Origin of the sequence: Devosia sp. (assembly GCF_028290435.1) — a bacterium.
Classification (GTDB): Bacteria; Pseudomonadota; Alphaproteobacteria; order Rhizobiales; family Devosiaceae; genus Devosia.
Genome location: NZ_JAQGJV010000043.1, coordinates 19,522 through 37,647 on the forward strand (window position 1 = coordinate 19,522; position 18,126 = coordinate 37,647).

The window sequence follows — 18,126 nt, forward strand, 5'->3', positions numbered from 1 at the left end:
AAGACAAGGGCATAACAGATGAGCAAGTTTCTCGTTTCTCGCCGCACATTGTTGGGTGCCAGCGCCGCGCTGCTGGCCTCCACCGCCTTGCCCCGTCTGGCTTTCGGGCAGGACGCCGTCAAGGGCGGCCGCCTCATCGTCGCCGCCGATTCCGAACCGCGCAATCTTAATCCCGCCATCGTCGCCTCCAACGGCGTGTTCTTCATTTCCAGCAAAGTCATCGAGCCCCTCGCCGAAGCCTCCTTCGATGGCGAAAACGGCCTCGCGCCGCGCCTCGCGACCGCCTGGGAGGGTTCGGCGGACGGCCTCTCCGCCACCTTCACCCTCCGCGAGGGGGTAACCTGGCACGACGGCAAGCCGTTCACCTCCGAGGACGTCGCCTTCTCCGCGCTCCAGGTCTGGAAGCCGCTGCAGAACCTGGGTCGACTGGTCTTCGCCAATCTTGAATCCGTCGACACACCCGATCCGCTGACCGCGATCTTCCGCTTCTCCAAGCCCACGCCATTCCAGCTCATCCGCTACGCACTGCCCGCCACCACCAGCGTCTTGCCCAGGCACCTCTATGACGGCACCGACATCGCCGAGAATCCGGCCAATGCCAAACTCGTCGGCACCGGCCCGTTCAAGTTCACCGAATACAAGCCGGGCGAATATTACCTGCTCAGCTGCAACGAAACCTATTGGGGCGAGGGCGAACCGAACCTCGATGAAATCCTCTATCGCGTGCTTCCCGACCGGGCCGCTGCGGCGAGCGCATTGGAAGCTGAAGAAATCCAGCTTGCTGCATTCTCGGCCGTGCCCCTGGCCGATCTCGACCGCATCGGCAAGGTCGAGGGCATCGAGGTCATCTCCAAGGGCTATGAGGGGCTGACCTACCAGCTCGCCGTCGAAATCAACCATCGCACCGAGCAATTGGCCAATCTCAAAGTACGCCAGGCCATCGCCCACGCCATCGACAAGAAATTCGTCGTCGATAACATTTTCCTCGGCTACGCCAAGGCCGCTACCGGCATCGTGCCGCAGAACGCGCCGGAGTTCTACGACGCCAGCACTCCGCAATATGCGTTCGACGTCGACAAGGCCAATGCCCTGCTGGATGAGGCGGGTTACGCGCGCGGCGCCGATGGCAATCGCTTCACCCTCCGCCTGCTGCCGGCCCCCTATTTCAACGAAACGACGCAGTTCGGCGCCTATCTGCGCCAGGCACTGGCCGCCGTCGGCATCGACGCGCAGATCGCCAATAACGACAGCGCGGCCCATCAGCAGGCCGTTTACACCGATCATGCCTTCGATATCGCGGTCGCTCCGCCGGTGTTCCGCGGCGATCCGGCGATCTCCACCACCATCCTTGTGCGCACTGCGACGGCGGAAGGCGTGCCGTTCTCCAACCAGGGTGGCTACAGCAATCCGGCCATCGACAAGCTGATCGATGACGCGCTCGTCACCGTCGATGACAAGGCCCGCACCGCGCTCTACAACCAGTTCCAGCAGGCGGTTGCCGAGGATCTCCCCTTGATCAACGTCGCCGAATGGGGCTTCATCACCGTAGCGCGCACCAGCGTGCACAATGTCTCGAACAATCCGCGCTGGGCGGTTTCGAACTGGGCCGATACCTGGATCGATGGCTGATCGTCTAGGGCGGCACCAGTTGGAATAACGCATTGCAGCGTGCCGGCAAACTCGTCATCCGTCGCCTGATTGGCAGCATTCCGGTGCTGCTGATCGTGCTCGTCGGCACGTTCTTCCTGCTCGAACTGGCCTCCGGGGACGCGGTGGACGCCTATCTGGTGTCGAGTGGCGGGGGCGACGCGGCGCTCGTGGAAGCTTTGCGCGCCGATTGGGGGCTAGACCAATCCCCCATCACCCGGCTCGGCCTCTATCTGTGGAATATCGCGCATCTCGACTTCGGCCATTCGGTCCTGCTCAACCGGCCGATCCTCGATGTCGTGCTGGAGCGCCTGCCCAATACGCTGCTGCTGATGGGCAGCGCCGTCGCCCTGTCCTTCGGCATTGGCTCACTGCTCGGCATCGTCGCCGGCTCCCGGCCCGGGAGTGCCCGTGATCGGCTGCTCTCCATCGGCTCCCTCGCGCTCTACGCCGTGCCCAGTTTCTGGCTTGGCCTCGTACTGGTCGTGGTGTTTTCCGTGCAACTGCGCTGGCTGCCGCTCTCCGGCATCGAAACGCTGGCCTCCGGCAAGGCTGGGCTCGACCGCGCCTGGGACATCTTGCGCCATCTGGTGCTACCGGTCGGGGCTTTGGCCCTCATTTATCTCGCGCTCTATCTACGTCTCATGCGCGCCGGCATGGTGGAAGTCTGGCGGCAGGATTTCGTCCTCGCTGCCCGCGCCAAAGGCCTGTCCCGCCGCCGCATCGTCTGGCGGCACGTTGCCCGCAATGCCCTCTTACCGCTCATCACCATGCTGGGCCTGCAATCGGCCACCATGCTGGGCGGGAGCGTGGTGATCGAAAGCGTCTTCTCCATACCCGGCCTCGGCCGGCTGGCGCAGGAAGCGGTCAGCGGTCGCGATACGCCGCTGCTCATGGGCATCATCGTCATCAGCGCAGTGCTGGTCATCGTCACCAACCTGATCGTCGACGTGGTCTATGCAATGCTCGATCCGCGCGTCGGCGCCAGCGAGGCCAGCGCATGAGTCTGGTCGCGCGTTTCACCCGTTCGCCCGAGGGCCTGTTCGGCGCTGCCGTATTGGCCGCCTTGATTGTCATCGCACTGGGCGCACCGTTCCTGTTTCCGCGCGATCCACTGTCCATCGTCGGCCCCCCGCTGACCGCGCCATTCACCGACTGGGCCCTACCCCTCGGCACCGACCGGCTGGGCCGCAATGTCCTGGCCGAGCTAGTGCACGGCTCCCGCGCATCCCTCCTGGTCGGCTTCGCCGCTACCTTGGCCGCCATCATCATCGGGGCCAGTGTCGGCACGATTGCGGGCTTTGCGGGTGGCCTTGTCGATGAAGCGCTGATGCGCGTGGTCGATGCCTTCCAGACCGTCCCCGGCTTTCTGCTGGCATTGGCCTTTGTCAGCGTCATCGGCGCTTCGCTGCCAGTCGTCGTCCTCGCCATCGCATTGAGTGCATGGACCGGCCCCGCGCGCCTCGCCCGCGCCGAGGTGCTCTCTTTGCGCGAGCGCGACTATGTCGCCGCCGCCCGCGTCATCGGCATGCACCCCGCCGAAATCGCGTTCCGGCAAATCCTCCCCAATGCCCTCGCGCCAGTACTGGCCCTCAGCGCGGTGATCGTCGCCGGCGCCATCCTGACCGAGGCGGCTTTGTCCTTTCTCGGCCTGGGTGACCCCAATATCGTCACCTGGGGTTCGATGATCGCTGAAGGCCGCGCCGTGCTGCGCTCGTCGCCATTCCTGTCCATCATTCCCGGCATCGCGCTCGTCGTCACCGTGCTCGGGGTTTACCTTTTCGGTGAAGGGCTGTCCGAAGCCCTCAGCCGCCGCGCGGTGCGGTCATGACTACGTTGATCACGATAGACAACCTGAGTGTCGCCTTCCGCCAAGGCAGCCGAAGCGTCACAGCCCTTGATAGCGTCAGCCTGACCATCAACAGCGGCGAGCGCCTGGCCATCATCGGCGAGAGCGGCTCGGGCAAAAGCACGCTGGCTCTGGCTCTGGCGGGATTACTCCCCGCATCCGCCGAGCAGGCTGGAACGATCCACTGGCCGAACGGCCCACCCGTGCCCGGCCGCGATATCGGCATGGTATTCCAGGACCCATCCTCCAGCCTCGATCCAGTGCTGACCATTGGCGAACAGATCGCCGAAGGCGCTGTGGCGCATCTTGGCCTCGACTGGAACGCCGCCCGCCAGCGCGCCCGCGACCTGTTGGCGCGCGTGCTACTGCCCGATCCCGAAAGCCTGCTGCGCGCCTTTCCGCATCAACTATCCGGCGGGCAGCGTCAACGCGTCGCCATTGCTGCCGCCATCGCCGCCGGGCCAGGCCTGTTGATCGCCGACGAAGCCACCAGCGCCCTCGACACAATCGTGCAGGCCGAGATCGTGGCGCTGCTTCGAGGCCTCGTGGCCGAGGAAGGCATGACGCTGCTGTTCATCACCCACGATATCGCGCTCGCCTCCAGTCTTGCCGACCGCATCGCGGTATTCCGCCAGGCAAAGCTGGTCGAAATCGGCGCCGCTGCCGACATCATCGGGCATTCGCGCGAGCCCTATACGGCGAGCCTACTTGCCGCCCATATAGACTTAACCACGCCGCCCTTGATCGGAGCGCGCGCATGAGTGCGCTCCTCATCGCCGAGAACCTGGGCAAATCCTTCCGTCGTGGAGGCGTCCGGCTGGCCGCCGTCGATGGCGCCAGCTTTTCCGTAGACGACGGCGAAACCCTTGGCATTGTCGGGCCGTCCGGCAGCGGCAAGACCACCCTCGCCCGGCTCGTAGTGCGCCTCATCGATGCCGATGTGGGCACGCTGCAATTCGAAGGCGCTGACCTGTTGGCGCTGCGCGGCAAGGCCCTGCGTGCCACACGCAAACGCATCCAGATGGTATTTCAAGACCCACTTGCGGCCCTCAACCCCCGCGCCAGTGTTGCCGATGTCATCGGCGATCCCTTGCGCATCCATCGCCTTGCCGATAGCGGTGGCCGACCTGCCGCCATTGCCCACCTGCTCAACCGCGTCGGCCTGCCCGCCGCTCTGGCCAGCCGTGCCGTTCACGAAATCTCCGGTGGACAGCGCCAGCGCGTCGCCATTGCCCGCGCGCTCGCCACCGAACCCCGGCTGATCGTGCTCGACGAAGCGGCATCCGCCCTCGACGTTTCCGCGCGGGCGCATATCCTCAAATTGCTGGTCGAACTGCAGGCCGAGAGCGGCATCAGCTACATCTTCGTGTCGCACGATATTGCCGTGGTTCGGGCCATTTCGCATCGCGTTGCGATCATGGATCACGGCCGGATCGTGGAAACCGGCCCCACCGCGCAGGTGATCGCCGCTCCGCAATCAGCGACCGGTAAGGCGCTCATCGCCGCTGTGCCCCACCTCATGCCAGCCCAGGACTGATCATGCCAATCCCCGCTCCCAACCCGCTGCTGGACCTGCCGCCGTTCCCTGCCGAGGGTTATGCCGATATCGCCGATCGTCTCGCGACGGTCCTCGGCACCAGCAATGACGTCGTGCTGGTGCAGGGCGAGGCTATCGTCGCGCTGGAAGCGGTGGCAACCAGCCTCGGTCAACCGGGCCTCGGTGCCATCAACATCGTCACCAGCCCCTATGGCCACATGTTCGGCGGCTGGCTGCGAAGCGCGGGCGCCAAGGTCACGGACGTCATTGCCAAACCTGGCCTGCCGGTGACGCTGGACGCCGTCCGCAGCGCGCTCGACGCCAATCCGGATGCTCGCCTGCTGGCATTGGTCCACGCCGAATCCGCCAGCGGCATTCTCAATCCGCTTGAGCAAATCGCCGCGCTGGCACGCGAGCGCGGCATTCTCACCGTGATCGATGCCGTGGCCTCGGTCGGTGGCCACACGCTCGATACTGACGCGCTCGGGCTGGATGTGGTGGTGATCGGCCCACAGAAATCACTGGGTGGGTCGCCGGGCCTCTCCGCCATCAGCATCAGCCCGGCCGCCTGGGCTCTGGCCAATCACGCAGCGGCACCGACCGGCTCCATTCTGTCGCTGATCGATCACCGCCGCCTCTGGCTCGATACCGGTCGCGGCGCCCTCCCCGGCATGCCTTCGGCGCTGGAATTCTGGGCGCTGCGAGCGGCGCTCGACCGGGTCGAAGCCGAGGGTCTTCCGGCGTTGATCGCCAGGCATGTGCAAGCCGCCGAAGCCACGCGTTCAGGCCTCGTCGCGCTTGGCTTGACGCCTTGGGTGGCGCCCGGCGACGCATCCAACCTTGTCACCGCTGCCCACTTGCCGGATCATCTCGCCGCGTCGCGAGTGCTGGCGGCAGTGGACAATTCGCCCGGACTTTCGGCGGGCGTCGGCAGCATTGCCGAGCGTCTGGTTCGGCTCAACCACACCGGCGCCAATGCCGGTTTCGAGCAAATTCTGGCCAACGTCGTTGCCCTGGGCAGCGCCTTGGCCAGCTTGGGCGAGCAGGTCGATATCGGCGCGGCCGCTGAGGCGGTGGCGGATGCCTATCGCGTCAATCGGAAGTCCTAGAACACGCGGCCTTCGTCGAAATCGTCGCGGACGCCGTTGAGATAAAAATCGCCCAGCACACGGCCGCGTAGCGAGGCAGGATTGTGGTTGCACAGCGTGCGAACATTCCGCCAATGTCGGTCAAAATTGCGCTTGCGCGAGGTGGCCGAACCACCGCCGGTGTCGAACAACTGCTGTGCTGCCTGCAGCGCCAGGCGGCCGATCATGACCTGCCCTTTGGAGTTGGCAAGCTGGGCCGCCAGCACCACCGCGTCGACATCGGTCGCCCCGGAGACAATGGCCACTGCAGACTCGTCAAGGCGTCGCGCCGTCTCGGCGATCAGGGTGTCGATGGTGTGCGACGCGGCGATGATTTCGCCCACCGCCAATTGCACAAAGTGATCGCCTCGCGCCGTCTCGGAGGCCGAGTGTTTTGCGGAGCGTGCCTGGTCCTGCACATAGCTCACTGCGTCGGAGACCACGTTGCGCACGATGCCGGCGATCACCGCCATCAAATGCAGTTGCGCGCGGGAGGCGTTGTGGCGACGGGCATAGGGCGTTCCGCCCGTTCTGAGCACGTTGAGTTCGCTGGCCTCGATGCGCACGTCGTCCAGATGCACGCTGCCGCTGGCGCTCAGGCGTTGGCCCATGCCGTCCCAATCGTCGCGGATTTCGACGCCGTCGCGATTGGCGGGCACCATAACGCCGGTTGGCTTTCCCTCCTCGTCGACCGCGCTGAAGCTGGCGTAATCGGCGTAGATCGCGCCGGTCGCGTAGTATTTCTCGCCGCTGAGCCGGTAATGGTCCCCCTCCTTGCGCAGCGTGGTGCGGATCATGTTGGGCCGGGGCGTACCGATTTCCATGTGAGCGCCGCCGAACAGCTTGCCGGCAAGCACCTCTGGGGCAAAGCGGCGGCTGGTCTCGCCCTCGGGGTCCAGCGCCAGCGACTCCAGAAATCCGAAATGCCCGCGCAAGGCATGGGCAACGCCGGAATCGGCGGCAGCCAGGGCGCAGGTTACCTCGACCTGATCGGACAGGCTGCCCCCCGGACCGCCCAGGCTTTCGGGCACGCGCAGCCACGTTAGGCCGGTGGTGCGCAGGAACTGGAATATCTCGTGAGGAAGCCGGCCTGCGAGCTCCCGTTCGGCAGAGCCTTCGGCCACCTTGGCAACAACGGCGGGAAGACCCGCCAGGATGTCCTCGCGCGTCAGGCGCGCAGGAGCCGAGGGCTGCAGGAGCTCGTTGAGCATAGCGGATCTCCGGGGATACAGACGCTCGGGTCCGGCGCTTGGCGTGCGGACGAGGCCGCATGGCGCGCGGCAAGGGTCATTGTTGAATGCGAGAGCACAGATATCGCGTCACAGGAGCCGACCAGCAGCTCTGCGTCGACGCATTTTTTCTTTCTCGACCGAGAAGCGATGCGTGCGGTCACCGAGCCGCTATGCCGTGCGCTGAGTGCCGACGGCCTCGGGCGACTTCTGGGCAAATTTCTGTAGCAGGGCAGTGGTTTCGGCCTCCGAACAGGGCCGGCCGAACAGATATCCCTGGCCCAGGATGCAGCCGAGTTCCCTGAGCTTTTCGACCTGTTCGTCCGTCTCCACGCCTTCGGCGACAACCCGCATATCCAGCTTGCGGGCGATGTCCAGAATGGCGCCGACGATAACCGAACTGGGCGCGCTGGTGGTCAATCGATCGACGAACGACTTGTCGATTTTGATCACGTCGACCGGAAAGCTCAGCAAATGGGTGAGCGAGGCAAAACCGGTGCCGAAATCGTCGAGCGCCACGAGCAATCCGCGCTTGCGCAGAGCATCGACCGATTTGGGAATGCGGTTATCGCTGCCGCCGACGAAGACGGCCTCGTTGACCTCGAGCAGCACGTGGCGCAGCGGAACGCCCAAGGCGCTAAAGGTGTGGACCAGCCGCTCTTCCAGGTCGCCCCGCTCGAAATCGCCGGTGGTGACGTTGATGCCCACATGCTGGAAATGGATGCCGGCATCGAGCCAGAGACGAATGTCCTTGGCGATCTGGGTCAGCATCTGGCCGGTGAGCTGGTAGGCGATGCGTGGATCGGAAAACGCCTCGTGGAATTCGGCCGCCGAGGCGATGCTCCCGTCGGGACGCCGCATGCGCGCCAGCGCTTCCAGGCCGACGATCTCGCGGGTGTCGAGCCGAACGATGGGCTGGTAGTACGGCAGCATCCGCTCATCGGCGATCGCCTGGCCCACGTCGCGCACCACGTTGATGCGATTGACGATGGCGGTGCGCAGCTCACGGGTAAACGGCACATAGCCGCCGCGATTGGTGGCCTTGGCATGATACAGGGCGAAATCGGCATTCTGGCAAAGCGTGTCCGCGTCCTGGGTCGCGGCGTCAAACAGCGCGCCGCCCATGGTGATGTGGGGCTCCACGCTGTAGCCAGCGGCCAGAATGAGCCCGTTGACCGTCGACAGCACCTTTCCGGCGGTCGCTTCGAGTGCGCTGGCGCTGGTGCAGGCCGGCACGATAATGGCAAATTCGTCGCCCGCCAGGCGGCAGGTGGTCAGTGCGGGGTCACTGGCGTGGATGCGCTCGGCTATGGTGCGGATCACGGCATCGCCAGCCGCGTGGCCCATGGTGTCATTGACGATCTTGAGCTGGTCGATATCGGCCAGCAGCAGCCCGAATGGCGTCCCGCCGGCGATCTGCTGCTGCAACAGTCCGTTGAAATGCAGGCGGTTGGGAACGCCGGTCAGTGTATCGAAATAGGCAAGGCGATAGTTGGTAGCCTGGGCGTCCTCATGCTCGATGGCGATGGAGCAGAGATGCACGCTGGTCTGGACGATCCGCCGTTCCAGCTCAGTGGGGCCACGCGCCTCCTTGAAATAAAACGCGAAGGTCGCAGCGACACCGCCATCGCGGTTTGGGATGGGCGTTGACCAGCACGCCTTCAATCCCAGTGGGATCGCCAGGGCCTTGTAGTCCTCCCAGAGCGGGTCATGTTCGATGTCGGTGACGAGGACCGGCTCGTTGCGCCACGCCGCCGTGCCGCAGGAGCCGACCTTGGGGCCGATGGGCCGCCCATTGATGGCCTTGCTGAAGCTGGCCGGCAGGCCGGGACTGGCAAGCGTGTGCAATATCCCTGGCGCTTCGATGGCAAGAATGGTGCAGGTCGTGCCCGGCGCCATGGCTTCGGCGCGCCGGCATAACAAGCCGAACGTCGAGGCCAGCGACTCGCCACGCGCTATAGTCTCCAGCACCTCCGTTTGCAGGTGCAATAGTGATGCGCTCAGGACACTCATGTTGCACCTCAAGCCCGAGACTTCGTATTAACCTATAGCTCTAAAGTATGCACGCCGCAGACATCGTGGTTTTTACAAGCTGTGACAGCAGAAGATTAACCGCTCCTGCGCATTGCCATGAGTCAGCACTTCGGTTGACGTCCCAATTGCGGAAAAATCGACGACCGGCGGGCCGATGCGGCGCTCTATCGTGCCAAGGCCGGCGGCCGTAACCTGGGTGTGCGTTGCGGACCAGGTCTACGCGCCGGCCAGGAACGGCAGCAATTCGGCGTCCAGCTCCGTATCGACGGCATCGGTGAAGAGGTTGGTGGCGACCATCAGGCCGGCAAAGGCAATCAGGTCGACCAGCGTCTTGTCGGTATAGCGCGCGGCGAGCGCCAGCCATACATCGTCCGGAATGGATTTCGGATTTTTGACGATTGCGGTGCCGAGACGCTGCAGCAGCGCTTCGGCGTCGGTCAGATCCAGCGCATCGGGATCGTCCCCGCCCTGGATCAGCGCGCGGCGCATGAAATTGGTGCCGACCACGCTGCCGGAGGCCAGGCTGATGGCGTGGGCGAATATCCAGATCGGACGATCACCCAGAACGGGGCGCAGTTCGTCGCGCAGCGTGAACCACTCGCCATAAACCCGCAAAGCCGCGGGCGAATGCAGCAGCGTGCGCTTCATATTGGTCATGCGGCCGCGCAGGCGCAGCTCTTCATCATGCGCCGCCTGCTGTTCGGGCGTGGCGGCGTCGTCGGCGAGTTGCGGAATGCGGGCCATGTCAGACAGTGGCCGGTTCGACGTCGTGGATCGTCGCACCATGCTCGAACGTGTTGCCGACGGTGCAGATTGCATGAGCTTCCGTGATCAGCGCCTGCCGCTCTTCGGCCGAGAAATCCCCCACTATATCGAAGCTCGTGGCGAACGAGGCCACCCGCGATGGCAATTCATGGGCCTTTTCATGCGTCACCTCGACATCGACTTTGACCAGCCGGTCGAGCAGGCCCAGCTTGCGCGCGGCAATGCGCACGCTCAGCACGAGACAGCCGGCCAAAGCCGCATCCATAAATTCGAGCGGGGTGAAACCTTCATCGGAGGCCAGATTGGCGAGCCGCGCGGCCGCGCCCGACTTGGCCTGCACGCCGCCATGTCCGGCGTGATCCAGCGTGGCGCCGACAGTGGTGGGACGGGTGACGATATTGGGCATGATCGTGAGCTTTCGGATGGTGCAAGCTGCGTAGTCTCAACGCCTTAGATTGTCGCTCAGGCGCGTCCACGCAAGGCAAAGATGCACGCCAAGCGCCGCAAAGAACCGCTTTATCAAAAGCCGGGGTGAATCGAGAGATCGATTTTACTGCAGCTAAAAAAATTGGAACCGCGCCGCAGGGCGTTGAGTAGGCATTCAGCAAGTGACATTGTATCGATACACCAGACGGCGCCATGCGGTTGCGTCAACCGTGCGCCCCGCTCGCCCCGAGCGGCACGATCAGGAGTTTTAGATGAGCAATTCGATTTTCCGCGGCGTCACGCGCCGTCAGTTTGGCGTGCGTGCCATCGCCGCGACGGCGGCCATGGTCGCCCTGCTCGGCGTCAGCCCAGCCGTTTTGGCCCAGGCTGCGTTCGACAAGGACGCCGTCATCGAGATCGGCTCGCTCTACGAGCCGCAGAACCTCGACAACACCGCCGGCGCCGGCCAGGGCATCAACGAGGCCTTTAACGGCAATGTCTACGAAGCGCTGTTCGCGCTGACCGATGCGGGCACCGTGGTCAATTCGCTGGCCAAGGACTACACCGTCAGCGCGGACGGCCTGACCTATACGTTCACTCTCCAGTCCGGCGTGACCTTCCACTCTGGCGATCCGCTGACCTCGGCCGACGTCAAGGCCAGCATCGAGCGCGTCACCGCCGAGGCCTCCAAAAGCTCGCGCAAGAAGAGCCTCGCCACCATCGCCAAGATCGAAACGCCAGACGATGCCACCGTGGTGATCACCCTGTCGGAAAAGTCGATCTCGCTGCCCTACAACCTGAGCTATGTGTGGATCGTCAGCGATACCGCCAAGAGCCTGGCTGACAGCGAAGATGGCACCGGCCCCTATACGTTGGCCGATTGGCGCCGCGGTTCCACCCTGTCGCTTGATCGCAACGACAAGTACTGGGGCACCGCTCCGACCAATGCCGGCGTGACCTTCAACTATTTCACCGACGCCACCGCGCTCAACAATGCGCTGCTGACCGGCGCTGTCGACATCATCACCTCGGTGCAAAGCCCCGATGCTTTGGCGCAGTTCAAGGACAATGCTGACTTCACCGTCACCAACGGCCAGTCGACCACCAAGGAAATCCTGGCGTTCAATGACCGCGTCGCGCCGTTCGACAACGTCAAGGTGCGCAAGGCTATCGCCCGCGCCATCGACGACAAGAAGCTGCTCGAATCGATCTGGGGCGAATACGGCACGCTGATCGGCTCATTCGTGCCACCGACCGATCCCTGGTACACCGACCTGACCGCCGTCGACGCCTATGATCCGGCAAGCGCCAAGGCGCTGCTGACCGAGGCCGGCTACCCCGATGGCTTCACCTTCAAGCTCGACACCCCCGATTACGATCCGCATCCGATCGTTGCCGAATTCATCAAGAGCGAGCTGGCCAAGGTTGGCGTGACGGTCGAGATCAACATCATCACCGCCAACGAATGGTACACCAAGGTCTACCAGTCGCTGGATTTCGCGGCGACGCTGCAGGAACACGTCAACCACCGCGATATCGTGTTCTACGGCAATCCGGATTTCTATTGGGGCTATAACAATCCCAAGGTCATCGAGCTGATCAAGCAGTCCGAAGCTAGCGCCACGGTGGACGAGCAGACCGCAAAGTTGCTGGAAGCCAACAAGCTGATCGCCGAAGACGCCGCGTCGGATTGGCTATATCTCTATCCCCAGATCGTGGTATCGGCATCGTCGGTCACCGGCTATCCGGTCAATGGGCTGAACTCGCAGTTCTTCGCCTACAATATCGAAAAAGCCGCGAAATAAGTTCGCGCGAGCCGGCGAAAGGGGCTGCCTATTCTCAGCTATATCCTGCGCCGGCTCGCCATTCTTATCCTCTCCCTGCTGCTCGCCTCGGTGGTGCTGTTCGCCCTGCTGCGCCTGCTGCCGGGCGATCCTGCCAATGCCCTGCTGGGCGTTGGCGCCACCGCCCAGCAGATTGCCTCGGCGAAGGCGCAGGTCGGCTCGGACCTGCCGCTGACCGAGCAATTTGTGCGCTTCGTCTCCAGTCTTGCTCGATTTGACCTGGGCACCTCCTTCGTCAGCCAGGCGCCTGTGGGTGCCGAAATCCTCGACCGGCTGACGGTCACGATTCCCATCACGCTGCTTTCGTTCGCGCTGGCCATCATTCTCGCCGTGCCGCTCGGCATTGTCGCTGCCGTCAAGGCGGATCGCTGGTACGGCGCGGTGATTTCGGTGGTTTCCCAACTCGGCATCGCCATCCCGGTGTTTTGGGTCGGCATCCTCTTGGTCACCGCCTTTGCCATCAATATTCGCCTGTTCCCCTCGGGCGGGTTTCCCCGCCACGGCTGGGCCGATCCCCTCAATGCGCTGCGCAGCCTGGCCCTGCCGGTGCTGACCATCGGCATCGTCATGGCCTCGTCGCTGCTGCGCTATGTCCGGTCTGCAACGCAGGACGTGCTGGGCAGCGACTACCTGCGCACGGCGCGGGCGCTGGGCTCGGGTTACACCGAAGCGCTGCTGCGCCATGGCGTGCGCAATGGCGTGGTTCCCATCATTTCCATCCTCGGCATCGAGCTGGCATCGACTTTTCTGGGCGCTGTAGTGGTGGAGAAGGTGTTCGCCCTGCCCGGCCTCGGCTCGATGCTGCTGCTGGGCATTTCGCAGCGCGATTATCCCAATGTGCAGGGCGTACTGTTTGTCTCGACGCTGCTGGTGCTGCTGATCGGCTTCGTCGCCGATCTGGTGCAGCGCCTGGTCGATCCGCGCCTACGCGACCGCGCGGTGGGCTCGCCATGAGCGCGATCGCAGCAGCGCCTGTGCGCAGGTCCCGCCGCTCCTGGCTGTTTGCCATTGGGCTAATCCTGGTGGGCATCAATGTCGCCGTGGCGCTGCTGACGCTGGTCTGGCTGCCCTATGATCCGTCGAGCACGGCCGGCGGACGGCTGGAAGCGCCATCGCTGCTGCATTGGGCGGGAACCGACCGGCTTGGCCGCGACCTGTTCACCCAGATCATGATCGGCTCCCGCATCGCCCTCATGGTGGGCGCTGGCGCAGTCGCCATCGGCGCGGCCATCGGAGTGACGCTCGGCGTCCTCTCGGCCTTCGCAACCCGGCTGCTCGATGACGCCTTTGCCGCGGCCTTCGATATCCTGATCGCCTTCCCCACCCTGTTGCTGGCCATGCTGGTCGTCGCGGCCAGCGATACGGCGAGCCTGGGGTCGGCCATCCTGGCGCTGGGCATCGCCATTTCCGCCATCGTCGCCCGGCTGACGCGCATCCTCGCCAAGCGCGTCATCGGGATGGACTACATCACCGCCGCCCGCACCTCGGGCACGTCGTGGCCGCAGATCGTGATCAAGCATGTGTTGCCCAATATCTGGCCGACCCTGCTGGTCAATTTCGCGCTGCAATTCGGCCTCGCTGTCATCGCCGAGGCCTCGCTGTCCTATCTCGGCCTTGGCGCGCCACCGCCCAACGCATCATGGGGGCGTCTGCTGCAGGAAGCTCAGGGAACGGTCTACACCGCCCCGTTCGGCGCCATCGCGCCGGGACTGGCGCTGCTGATCCTCGTCATCGGCATCAACCTGTCAGCCGACGGTCTGCGTGACATCGGCGACCCGACACGGCGAGGCTCGCGATGAGCCTCCTTACCGTCGAAGGCCTGAAGATTTCCACGGATGGCCGCGCGCTGGTGTCCGACCTGTCGTTCGCCGTCGGCGCGGGTGAGCGCATGGGGCTGATCGGCGAGTCAGGCTCCGGCAAATCGCTGACGGCGATGGCTATCACTGGCCTGCTGCCGCGCAATATTTCCGCGCGCGGCTCGATCACGCTGGACGGCCAACAAGTCATCGGCGCCCCCGAACGCAACCTCGGACAGTTGAGAGGCAGCGCCACGGCCGTGATCTTCCAGGAACCGCTGACGGCGCTCGACCCGCTGACGCGGCTGGGCCGCCAGATCGAGGAACCCCTGCGCCGCCGCTATCGTCGCGATGGTCTCGACCCGAAAACCGTCAAACACGAAGTGCTGGCACTGATGGAGCGCGTCGCCCTGCCCCAACCGGAGCGGATCGCCGCCGCCTATCCCTACGAAGTGTCTGGCGGGCAGCGACAGCGCGTAGCCATCGCCATGGCGCTAGCCTGCAGGCCCAAGCTGCTGATCGCCGACGAGCCGACCACAGCGCTGGACGTGACCACGCAGGCCGAAATCCTCAAGCTGCTCGATAGCCTGGTGCGCGACCTGGGCATGGCGCTGCTGTTCATCAGCCACGACCTGCCGGTCGTCGCCAACGTCGTCGATCGCCTGACGGTTTTGCGCAATGGCAAGGCCGTTGAGCAAGGCCCCGTGCGCGACGTGCTTGGCGCGCCGAAGAACCCCTATACCAAAACCCTCGTCGAAGCCGCGCGCGCCTTCGATCAGGCGCTCGGGCGCACGCCATGATTCTGTCCGTCGACCATGTCAGCTTCAGCTATACGCGCGACCGGCAGGTGCTGGACGATGTCAGCCTGACGGTGCAGCGCGACCGCAACCTCGGCATCGTGGGGGAATCCGGCTCCGGCAAGACCACGCTGCTGCGTCTGCTGCTGGGCCTCAACCGCCCGACCAGCGGCACCATCCGCTTTGGCGAACAGGCCTTGGATACAAGCGACCGCGGCTTCATGCGCGCCTATCGCCGCTCGGTGCAGGCGGTATTCCAGGACCCCTATTCCTCGCTCGATCCCCGCCAGAACGTTTTCGGCATCATCGCCGAGCCTTTGCAATCTCTGGATATCGCCGTGCCCCATCGCGAGGCCGTCGAGGCGGCGCTGGTCTCGGTCGGCCTGCCGCCCGACGCCATGAACCGCTATCCGCATGAATTTTCCGGCGGCCAGCGCCAGCGCATCGCCATCGCCCGCGCCATCGTGGCGCGCCCCGAACTGATCCTCGCCGACGAGGCGGTGAGCGCCCTCGACCTCTCGACGCGCATCCGCATCGTTGAACTGCTCAAGACGCTCGGCCTGAAGATGACGCTGGTCCTGGTCTCGCACGATCTTGGCGTCGTCGCCTCGCTGTGCCAGGACATCGTCATTCTGGAGCGTGGTCGGATTGTCGAGAGCGGCAAGACCCGCCAAATCCTCGACAACCCCCAGCATCCCTACACGCGAAAACTGATCGACAGCGCCCCGCGCATGCCGGCCTGAACTTTGGTGGATCCCATGGCTTCCGATTACGACGCGACGATCAAGGACTGGCAGGCGCAACGCATTGCCCATCTCACCGCCGAGGACGGCTGGCTCAACGTCATCGGCCGGTTCTGGCTCGAAGACGGCACCTCCACTGTCGGCTCAAGCGACGACAATGACATCGTCCTGTCCGCCGGCCCGGCCCGGCTCGGCAGCATCACGCAGGACCAAGCCGGCGTGACGTTCCAGCCCGAAGAAGCTGGCGCAGCGCCCGTCGTGCTCAAAATCGATCCCGCCAATCCACCACGCTTCGCGCTTGGCTCATTGCGGCTGGAAGTGACGACGATGGACGGCCGCAACGCCTTGCGGGTGCGCGACGTGGATGCGCCGGAGCGCGTGAACTTCCCCGGCCTGCCCTATTTCCCCACCGACCCGAACTGGCGCAAACTCGCCGACTGGGTGAAGCTGGATCAACCGATCCAGATGGATGTCGACACGGTGGCCGGTATTCCGACAACGGTGTCCATCACGCGCAAGGCGGTCTTTACCCATGATGGGGTCACCTACGAATTGCTGCCCACCCATGGCACGACGGCCAAGCCGCAATTCGTACTGCGCGACCTGACCTCAAAGAGCGAAACCTATGGCGCATCGCGCTTTCTCTATGGCGCGGACCTGACCAACGACACCATCGTGCTGGACTTCAACAAAGCGTTCAATCCGCCCTGCGCCTTCACGGTCCATGCCGTCTGCCCGCTGCCGCCGCCGGAAAACATCCTGCCCATCCGCATCGAAGCGGGAGAGCAGCGACCCAAGGGGCACTAAGCAGCGCTGACGAGTGGCACTATCGCGACGGCTTTACTGGCCGTTGATGTGACGATAGCTGCCGTGCCAATAGATCAACGGCTGGGCGTCGCCGCGCGTGGTAACGGCGCGAACCCGGCCGATCAGGATCGAATGGGAATGCCGATCGATGGCCTCTTCCAACTCGCAATCGAGCACCGTCAGGGCATCGGCCAGTGCCGGGGTGCCGGTGACCAGTTCCTGCCATTGCCCGCCGAGATAGCGATCAGCGCCCTTGATGCCCCCCCGGCCGGAAAAACGATCGGCGATGTGCTGCTGGTCGTGGGCGAGGACGTTGACGGCGAAATGGCCATGGCGCTGCAAGGTCGGCCAAGACGACGAACTCCGGTTCAGGCTGACCAGGATCGAGGGTGGATCAATCGACAGTGACGACACCGATGTGGCGGTGAAGCCGGTCCGGTCATCGCCCTTGCCCACAGTGATGACGCTGACGGCCCCCGCAAGATGGCGCATCGAATCCTTGAAACTGTCGCTGTCGACTGAGGACAGCAGACCGGGATCAAACGCGGGCGTCAGGGTAGCCAGATCAAGCACGGACATGAAGTTTTCTTCCCTTCGAACAGGCATAGCGGCGACATGGCAATACGACCACGCCGTGCCCGTCTGGGGCGAGAGCACGCTTTGCGAATGCACCGCCCGTGCGACAAATTGCTTGCCTCGAGGCGGGAAGCGCTAGAATTGGATTCTACAAAACGACAATGTCTATCTTTTTAGTAGAATATTGGTGGCAATCGCCTTCCTTCACCTCTCCCTTTGAGGGAGAGGTCGACCCTCTTTGGGTCGGGTGAGGGGGCCTTTACTGGGTGAGGCGTTTGGGGAAGGCCCCTCACCCGTCGCTGCGCGCCGACCTCTCCCCAGAGGGGCGAGGTGAAGAGCGGCTATCGCAGCTTCACCAGCGTCCGGCCCTGCACTTTTCCGGCCAGGATATCGCGCGCGGCCTGGGGCAATTCGGCCAAACCAATTTCATGGACGAAGGGTTCGAACGCCGCGGGGTCGAAAAGCGTGGCGAGACGGTTCCAGGCCGGGATGCGGGCGGAATAGGGTTGCATGACACTGTCGATGCCGAGCAAAGCGACACCGCGCAATATGAAAGGCAGCACCGTGGTGTTGAGCTCAATGCCACCGGCATTGCCAAAGGCAGCGACACCGCCGTGGGTTTTGACCTGCTTGAGCACCTTGCCCAGCATGGAGCCGCCGACCGTATCGACCACACCCGCCCAGCGCGCGCTTTCGAGTGGCTTGTCCGGCGTACCCATCACGTCGTCGCGGCCAACGACCTTGGTCGCGCCGAGCTGCCGCAGGCCCTCCGCCAGATGCGGTCGGCCGGAGACAGCGACGACCTGATAGCCGAGCTTGCCCAGCAGGTGCACGGCGATGGAGCCGGTGCCGCCCCCTGCCCCGGTCACCAGCACCTCGCCATCGCCGGGAGTGAGGCCGTTGGCCTCAAGCCGGTCGATGGCGCGCATGGCGGTGAACCCGGCAGTCC

Annotated in this window: 18 protein-coding genes; 12 read left to right on the forward strand and 6 right to left on the reverse strand. The window is 64.4% G+C overall.

From position 1 onward, the window contains the following. Positions 1-18 precede the first annotated feature (18 nt). From JWP26_RS11055 to JWP26_RS11080, 6 genes are read left to right on the forward strand one after another with little or no spacing between them, the layout of a single operon-like run. Positions 19-1,629 (forward strand): ABC transporter substrate-binding protein, encoded by a 1,611-nt coding sequence (locus JWP26_RS11055; protein ID WP_299727183.1) that lies wholly within the window; start codon positions 19-21, stop codon positions 1,627-1,629. A 32-nt stretch (positions 1,630-1,661) separates the two neighbouring features. Beyond that, positions 1,662-2,651, forward strand: a complete 990-nt coding sequence (locus JWP26_RS11060; protein WP_299727186.1) for an ABC transporter permease — start codon at positions 1,662-1,664, stop codon at positions 2,649-2,651. Beyond that, positions 2,648-3,478 carry an ABC transporter permease gene (locus JWP26_RS11065; RefSeq protein WP_299727189.1) on the forward strand — a complete coding sequence of 277 codons (831 nt, stop codon included), beginning with the start codon at positions 2,648-2,650 and terminating at the stop codon, positions 3,476-3,478. Before JWP26_RS11060 ends, JWP26_RS11065 begins: the two co-directional genes overlap by 4 nt. Continuing rightward, a complete protein-coding gene (locus tag JWP26_RS11070) occupies positions 3,475-4,257 on the forward strand; it encodes an ABC transporter ATP-binding protein (protein WP_299727192.1) in 783 nt (260 codons plus the stop codon). Before JWP26_RS11065 ends, JWP26_RS11070 begins: the two co-directional genes overlap by 4 nt. Further along, complete coding sequence (locus tag JWP26_RS11075) at positions 4,254-5,033, forward strand: ATP-binding cassette domain-containing protein (RefSeq protein ID WP_299727195.1); 780 nt, start codon at positions 4,254-4,256, stop codon at positions 5,031-5,033. The genes JWP26_RS11070 and JWP26_RS11075 overlap by 4 nt, the downstream gene beginning before the upstream one ends. Before the next feature lie 2 nt (positions 5,034-5,035). Further along, a complete protein-coding gene (locus JWP26_RS11080; protein ID WP_299727198.1) occupies positions 5,036-6,142 on the forward strand; it encodes an aminotransferase class V-fold PLP-dependent enzyme in 1,107 nt (368 codons plus the stop codon). Here JWP26_RS11080 and JWP26_RS11085 read toward each other — a convergent pair. The 4 genes from JWP26_RS11085 to JWP26_RS11100 all read right to left on the reverse strand — a co-directional run bounded on the left by JWP26_RS11085 (position 6,139) and on the right by JWP26_RS11100 (position 10,594). Beyond that, entirely contained in the window at positions 6,139-7,371 is a 1,233-nt protein-coding gene (locus tag JWP26_RS11085; protein WP_299727201.1) for an acyl-CoA dehydrogenase family protein, read from the reverse strand. The two genes, JWP26_RS11080 and JWP26_RS11085, sit on opposite strands and share 4 nt — an antisense overlap. Before the next feature lie 189 nt (positions 7,372-7,560). Further along, positions 7,561-9,402, reverse strand: a complete 1,842-nt coding sequence (locus tag JWP26_RS11090) for an EAL domain-containing protein (RefSeq protein WP_299727204.1) — start codon at positions 9,400-9,402, stop codon at positions 7,561-7,563. A gap of 237 nt (positions 9,403-9,639) precedes the next feature. After that, positions 9,640-10,167 (reverse strand): hypothetical protein, encoded by a 528-nt coding sequence (locus tag JWP26_RS11095; RefSeq protein ID WP_299727206.1) that lies wholly within the window; start codon positions 10,165-10,167, stop codon positions 9,640-9,642. Between the two features lies 1 nt (position 10,168). Then, positions 10,169-10,594 carry an OsmC family protein gene (locus tag JWP26_RS11100; protein ID WP_299727209.1) on the reverse strand — a complete coding sequence of 142 codons (426 nt, stop codon included), beginning with the start codon at positions 10,592-10,594 and terminating at the stop codon, positions 10,169-10,171. Positions 10,595-10,958: 364 nt separating this feature from the next. Between JWP26_RS11100 and JWP26_RS11105 the strand changes: the two genes are divergently transcribed. Genes JWP26_RS11105 through JWP26_RS11130 form a run of 6 tightly spaced genes read left to right on the forward strand, consistent with a single transcriptional unit; the run spans position 10,959 to position 16,601 of the window. Then, a complete protein-coding gene (locus JWP26_RS11105) occupies positions 10,959-12,419 on the forward strand; it encodes an ABC transporter substrate-binding protein (protein ID WP_299727230.1) in 1,461 nt (486 codons plus the stop codon). Positions 12,420-12,464: 45 nt separating this feature from the next. Next, on the forward strand, positions 12,465-13,412 hold the full coding sequence (locus JWP26_RS11110; RefSeq protein ID WP_299727233.1) for an ABC transporter permease: 948 nt from the start codon (positions 12,465-12,467) through the stop codon (positions 13,410-13,412). Further along, positions 13,409-14,257 carry an ABC transporter permease gene (locus JWP26_RS11115; protein WP_299727212.1) on the forward strand — a complete coding sequence of 283 codons (849 nt, stop codon included), beginning with the start codon at positions 13,409-13,411 and terminating at the stop codon, positions 14,255-14,257. Before JWP26_RS11110 ends, JWP26_RS11115 begins: the two co-directional genes overlap by 4 nt. Beyond that, positions 14,254-15,054: an ABC transporter ATP-binding protein gene (locus tag JWP26_RS11120; protein WP_299727215.1), complete on the forward strand. Its 801-nt coding sequence runs from the start codon at positions 14,254-14,256 to the stop codon at positions 15,052-15,054. The genes JWP26_RS11115 and JWP26_RS11120 overlap by 4 nt, the downstream gene beginning before the upstream one ends. Next, positions 15,051-15,794, forward strand: a complete 744-nt coding sequence (locus JWP26_RS11125; RefSeq protein WP_299727218.1) for an ABC transporter ATP-binding protein — start codon at positions 15,051-15,053, stop codon at positions 15,792-15,794. Before JWP26_RS11120 ends, JWP26_RS11125 begins: the two co-directional genes overlap by 4 nt. Before the next feature lie 15 nt (positions 15,795-15,809). Next, positions 15,810-16,601 carry a DUF1684 domain-containing protein gene (locus JWP26_RS11130; protein ID WP_299727221.1) on the forward strand — a complete coding sequence of 264 codons (792 nt, stop codon included), beginning with the start codon at positions 15,810-15,812 and terminating at the stop codon, positions 16,599-16,601. Positions 16,602-16,634: 33 nt separating this feature from the next. Here the strand turns inward: JWP26_RS11130 and JWP26_RS11135 are convergent, their stop codons facing one another. Continuing rightward, entirely contained in the window at positions 16,635-17,180 is a 546-nt protein-coding gene (locus tag JWP26_RS11135) for a flavin reductase family protein (protein WP_299727224.1), read from the reverse strand. A 338-nt stretch (positions 17,181-17,518) separates the two neighbouring features. Further along, positions 17,519-18,126, reverse strand: a 608-nt coding sequence (locus tag JWP26_RS11140; RefSeq protein WP_299727227.1) for a zinc-binding dehydrogenase, incomplete at its 5' end; no start/stop codon positions are given.

What these genes read in the sequence shown, in the direction of transcription:
- JWP26_RS11080 (WP_299727198.1), top strand. Translation starts at nt 5,036, where the DNA reads ATGCCAATCCCCGCTCCCAACCCGCTGCTGGACCTGCCGCCGTTCCCT.
- JWP26_RS11095 (WP_299727206.1), bottom strand. Translation starts at nt 10,167, where the DNA reads ATGGCCCGCATTCCGCAACTCGCCGACGACGCCGCCACGCCCGAACAG.
- JWP26_RS11105 (WP_299727230.1), top strand. Translation starts at nt 10,959, where the DNA reads ATGGTCGCCCTGCTCGGCGTCAGCCCAGCCGTTTTGGCCCAGGCTGCG.
- JWP26_RS11135 (WP_299727224.1), bottom strand. Translation starts at nt 17,180, where the DNA reads ATGTCCGTGCTTGATCTGGCTACCCTGACGCCCGCGTTTGATCCCGGT.
- JWP26_RS11130 (WP_299727221.1), top strand. Translation starts at nt 15,810, where the DNA reads ATGGCTTCCGATTACGACGCGACGATCAAGGACTGGCAGGCGCAACGC.
- JWP26_RS11115 (WP_299727212.1), top strand. Translation starts at nt 13,409, where the DNA reads ATGAGCGCGATCGCAGCAGCGCCTGTGCGCAGGTCCCGCCGCTCCTGG.
- JWP26_RS11125 (WP_299727218.1), top strand. Translation starts at nt 15,051, where the DNA reads ATGATTCTGTCCGTCGACCATGTCAGCTTCAGCTATACGCGCGACCGG.
- JWP26_RS11055 (WP_299727183.1), top strand. Translation starts at nt 19, where the DNA reads ATGAGCAAGTTTCTCGTTTCTCGCCGCACATTGTTGGGTGCCAGCGCC.
- JWP26_RS11065 (WP_299727189.1), top strand. Translation starts at nt 2,648, where the DNA reads ATGAGTCTGGTCGCGCGTTTCACCCGTTCGCCCGAGGGCCTGTTCGGC.
- JWP26_RS11070 (WP_299727192.1), top strand. Translation starts at nt 3,475, where the DNA reads ATGACTACGTTGATCACGATAGACAACCTGAGTGTCGCCTTCCGCCAA.
- JWP26_RS11100 (WP_299727209.1), bottom strand. Translation starts at nt 10,594, where the DNA reads ATGCCCAATATCGTCACCCGTCCCACCACTGTCGGCGCCACGCTGGAT.
- JWP26_RS11120 (WP_299727215.1), top strand. Translation starts at nt 14,254, where the DNA reads ATGAGCCTCCTTACCGTCGAAGGCCTGAAGATTTCCACGGATGGCCGC.
- JWP26_RS11075 (WP_299727195.1), top strand. Translation starts at nt 4,254, where the DNA reads ATGAGTGCGCTCCTCATCGCCGAGAACCTGGGCAAATCCTTCCGTCGT.
- JWP26_RS11085 (WP_299727201.1), bottom strand. Translation starts at nt 7,371, where the DNA reads ATGCTCAACGAGCTCCTGCAGCCCTCGGCTCCTGCGCGCCTGACGCGC.
- JWP26_RS11090 (WP_299727204.1), bottom strand. Translation starts at nt 9,402, where the DNA reads ATGAGTGTCCTGAGCGCATCACTATTGCACCTGCAAACGGAGGTGCTG.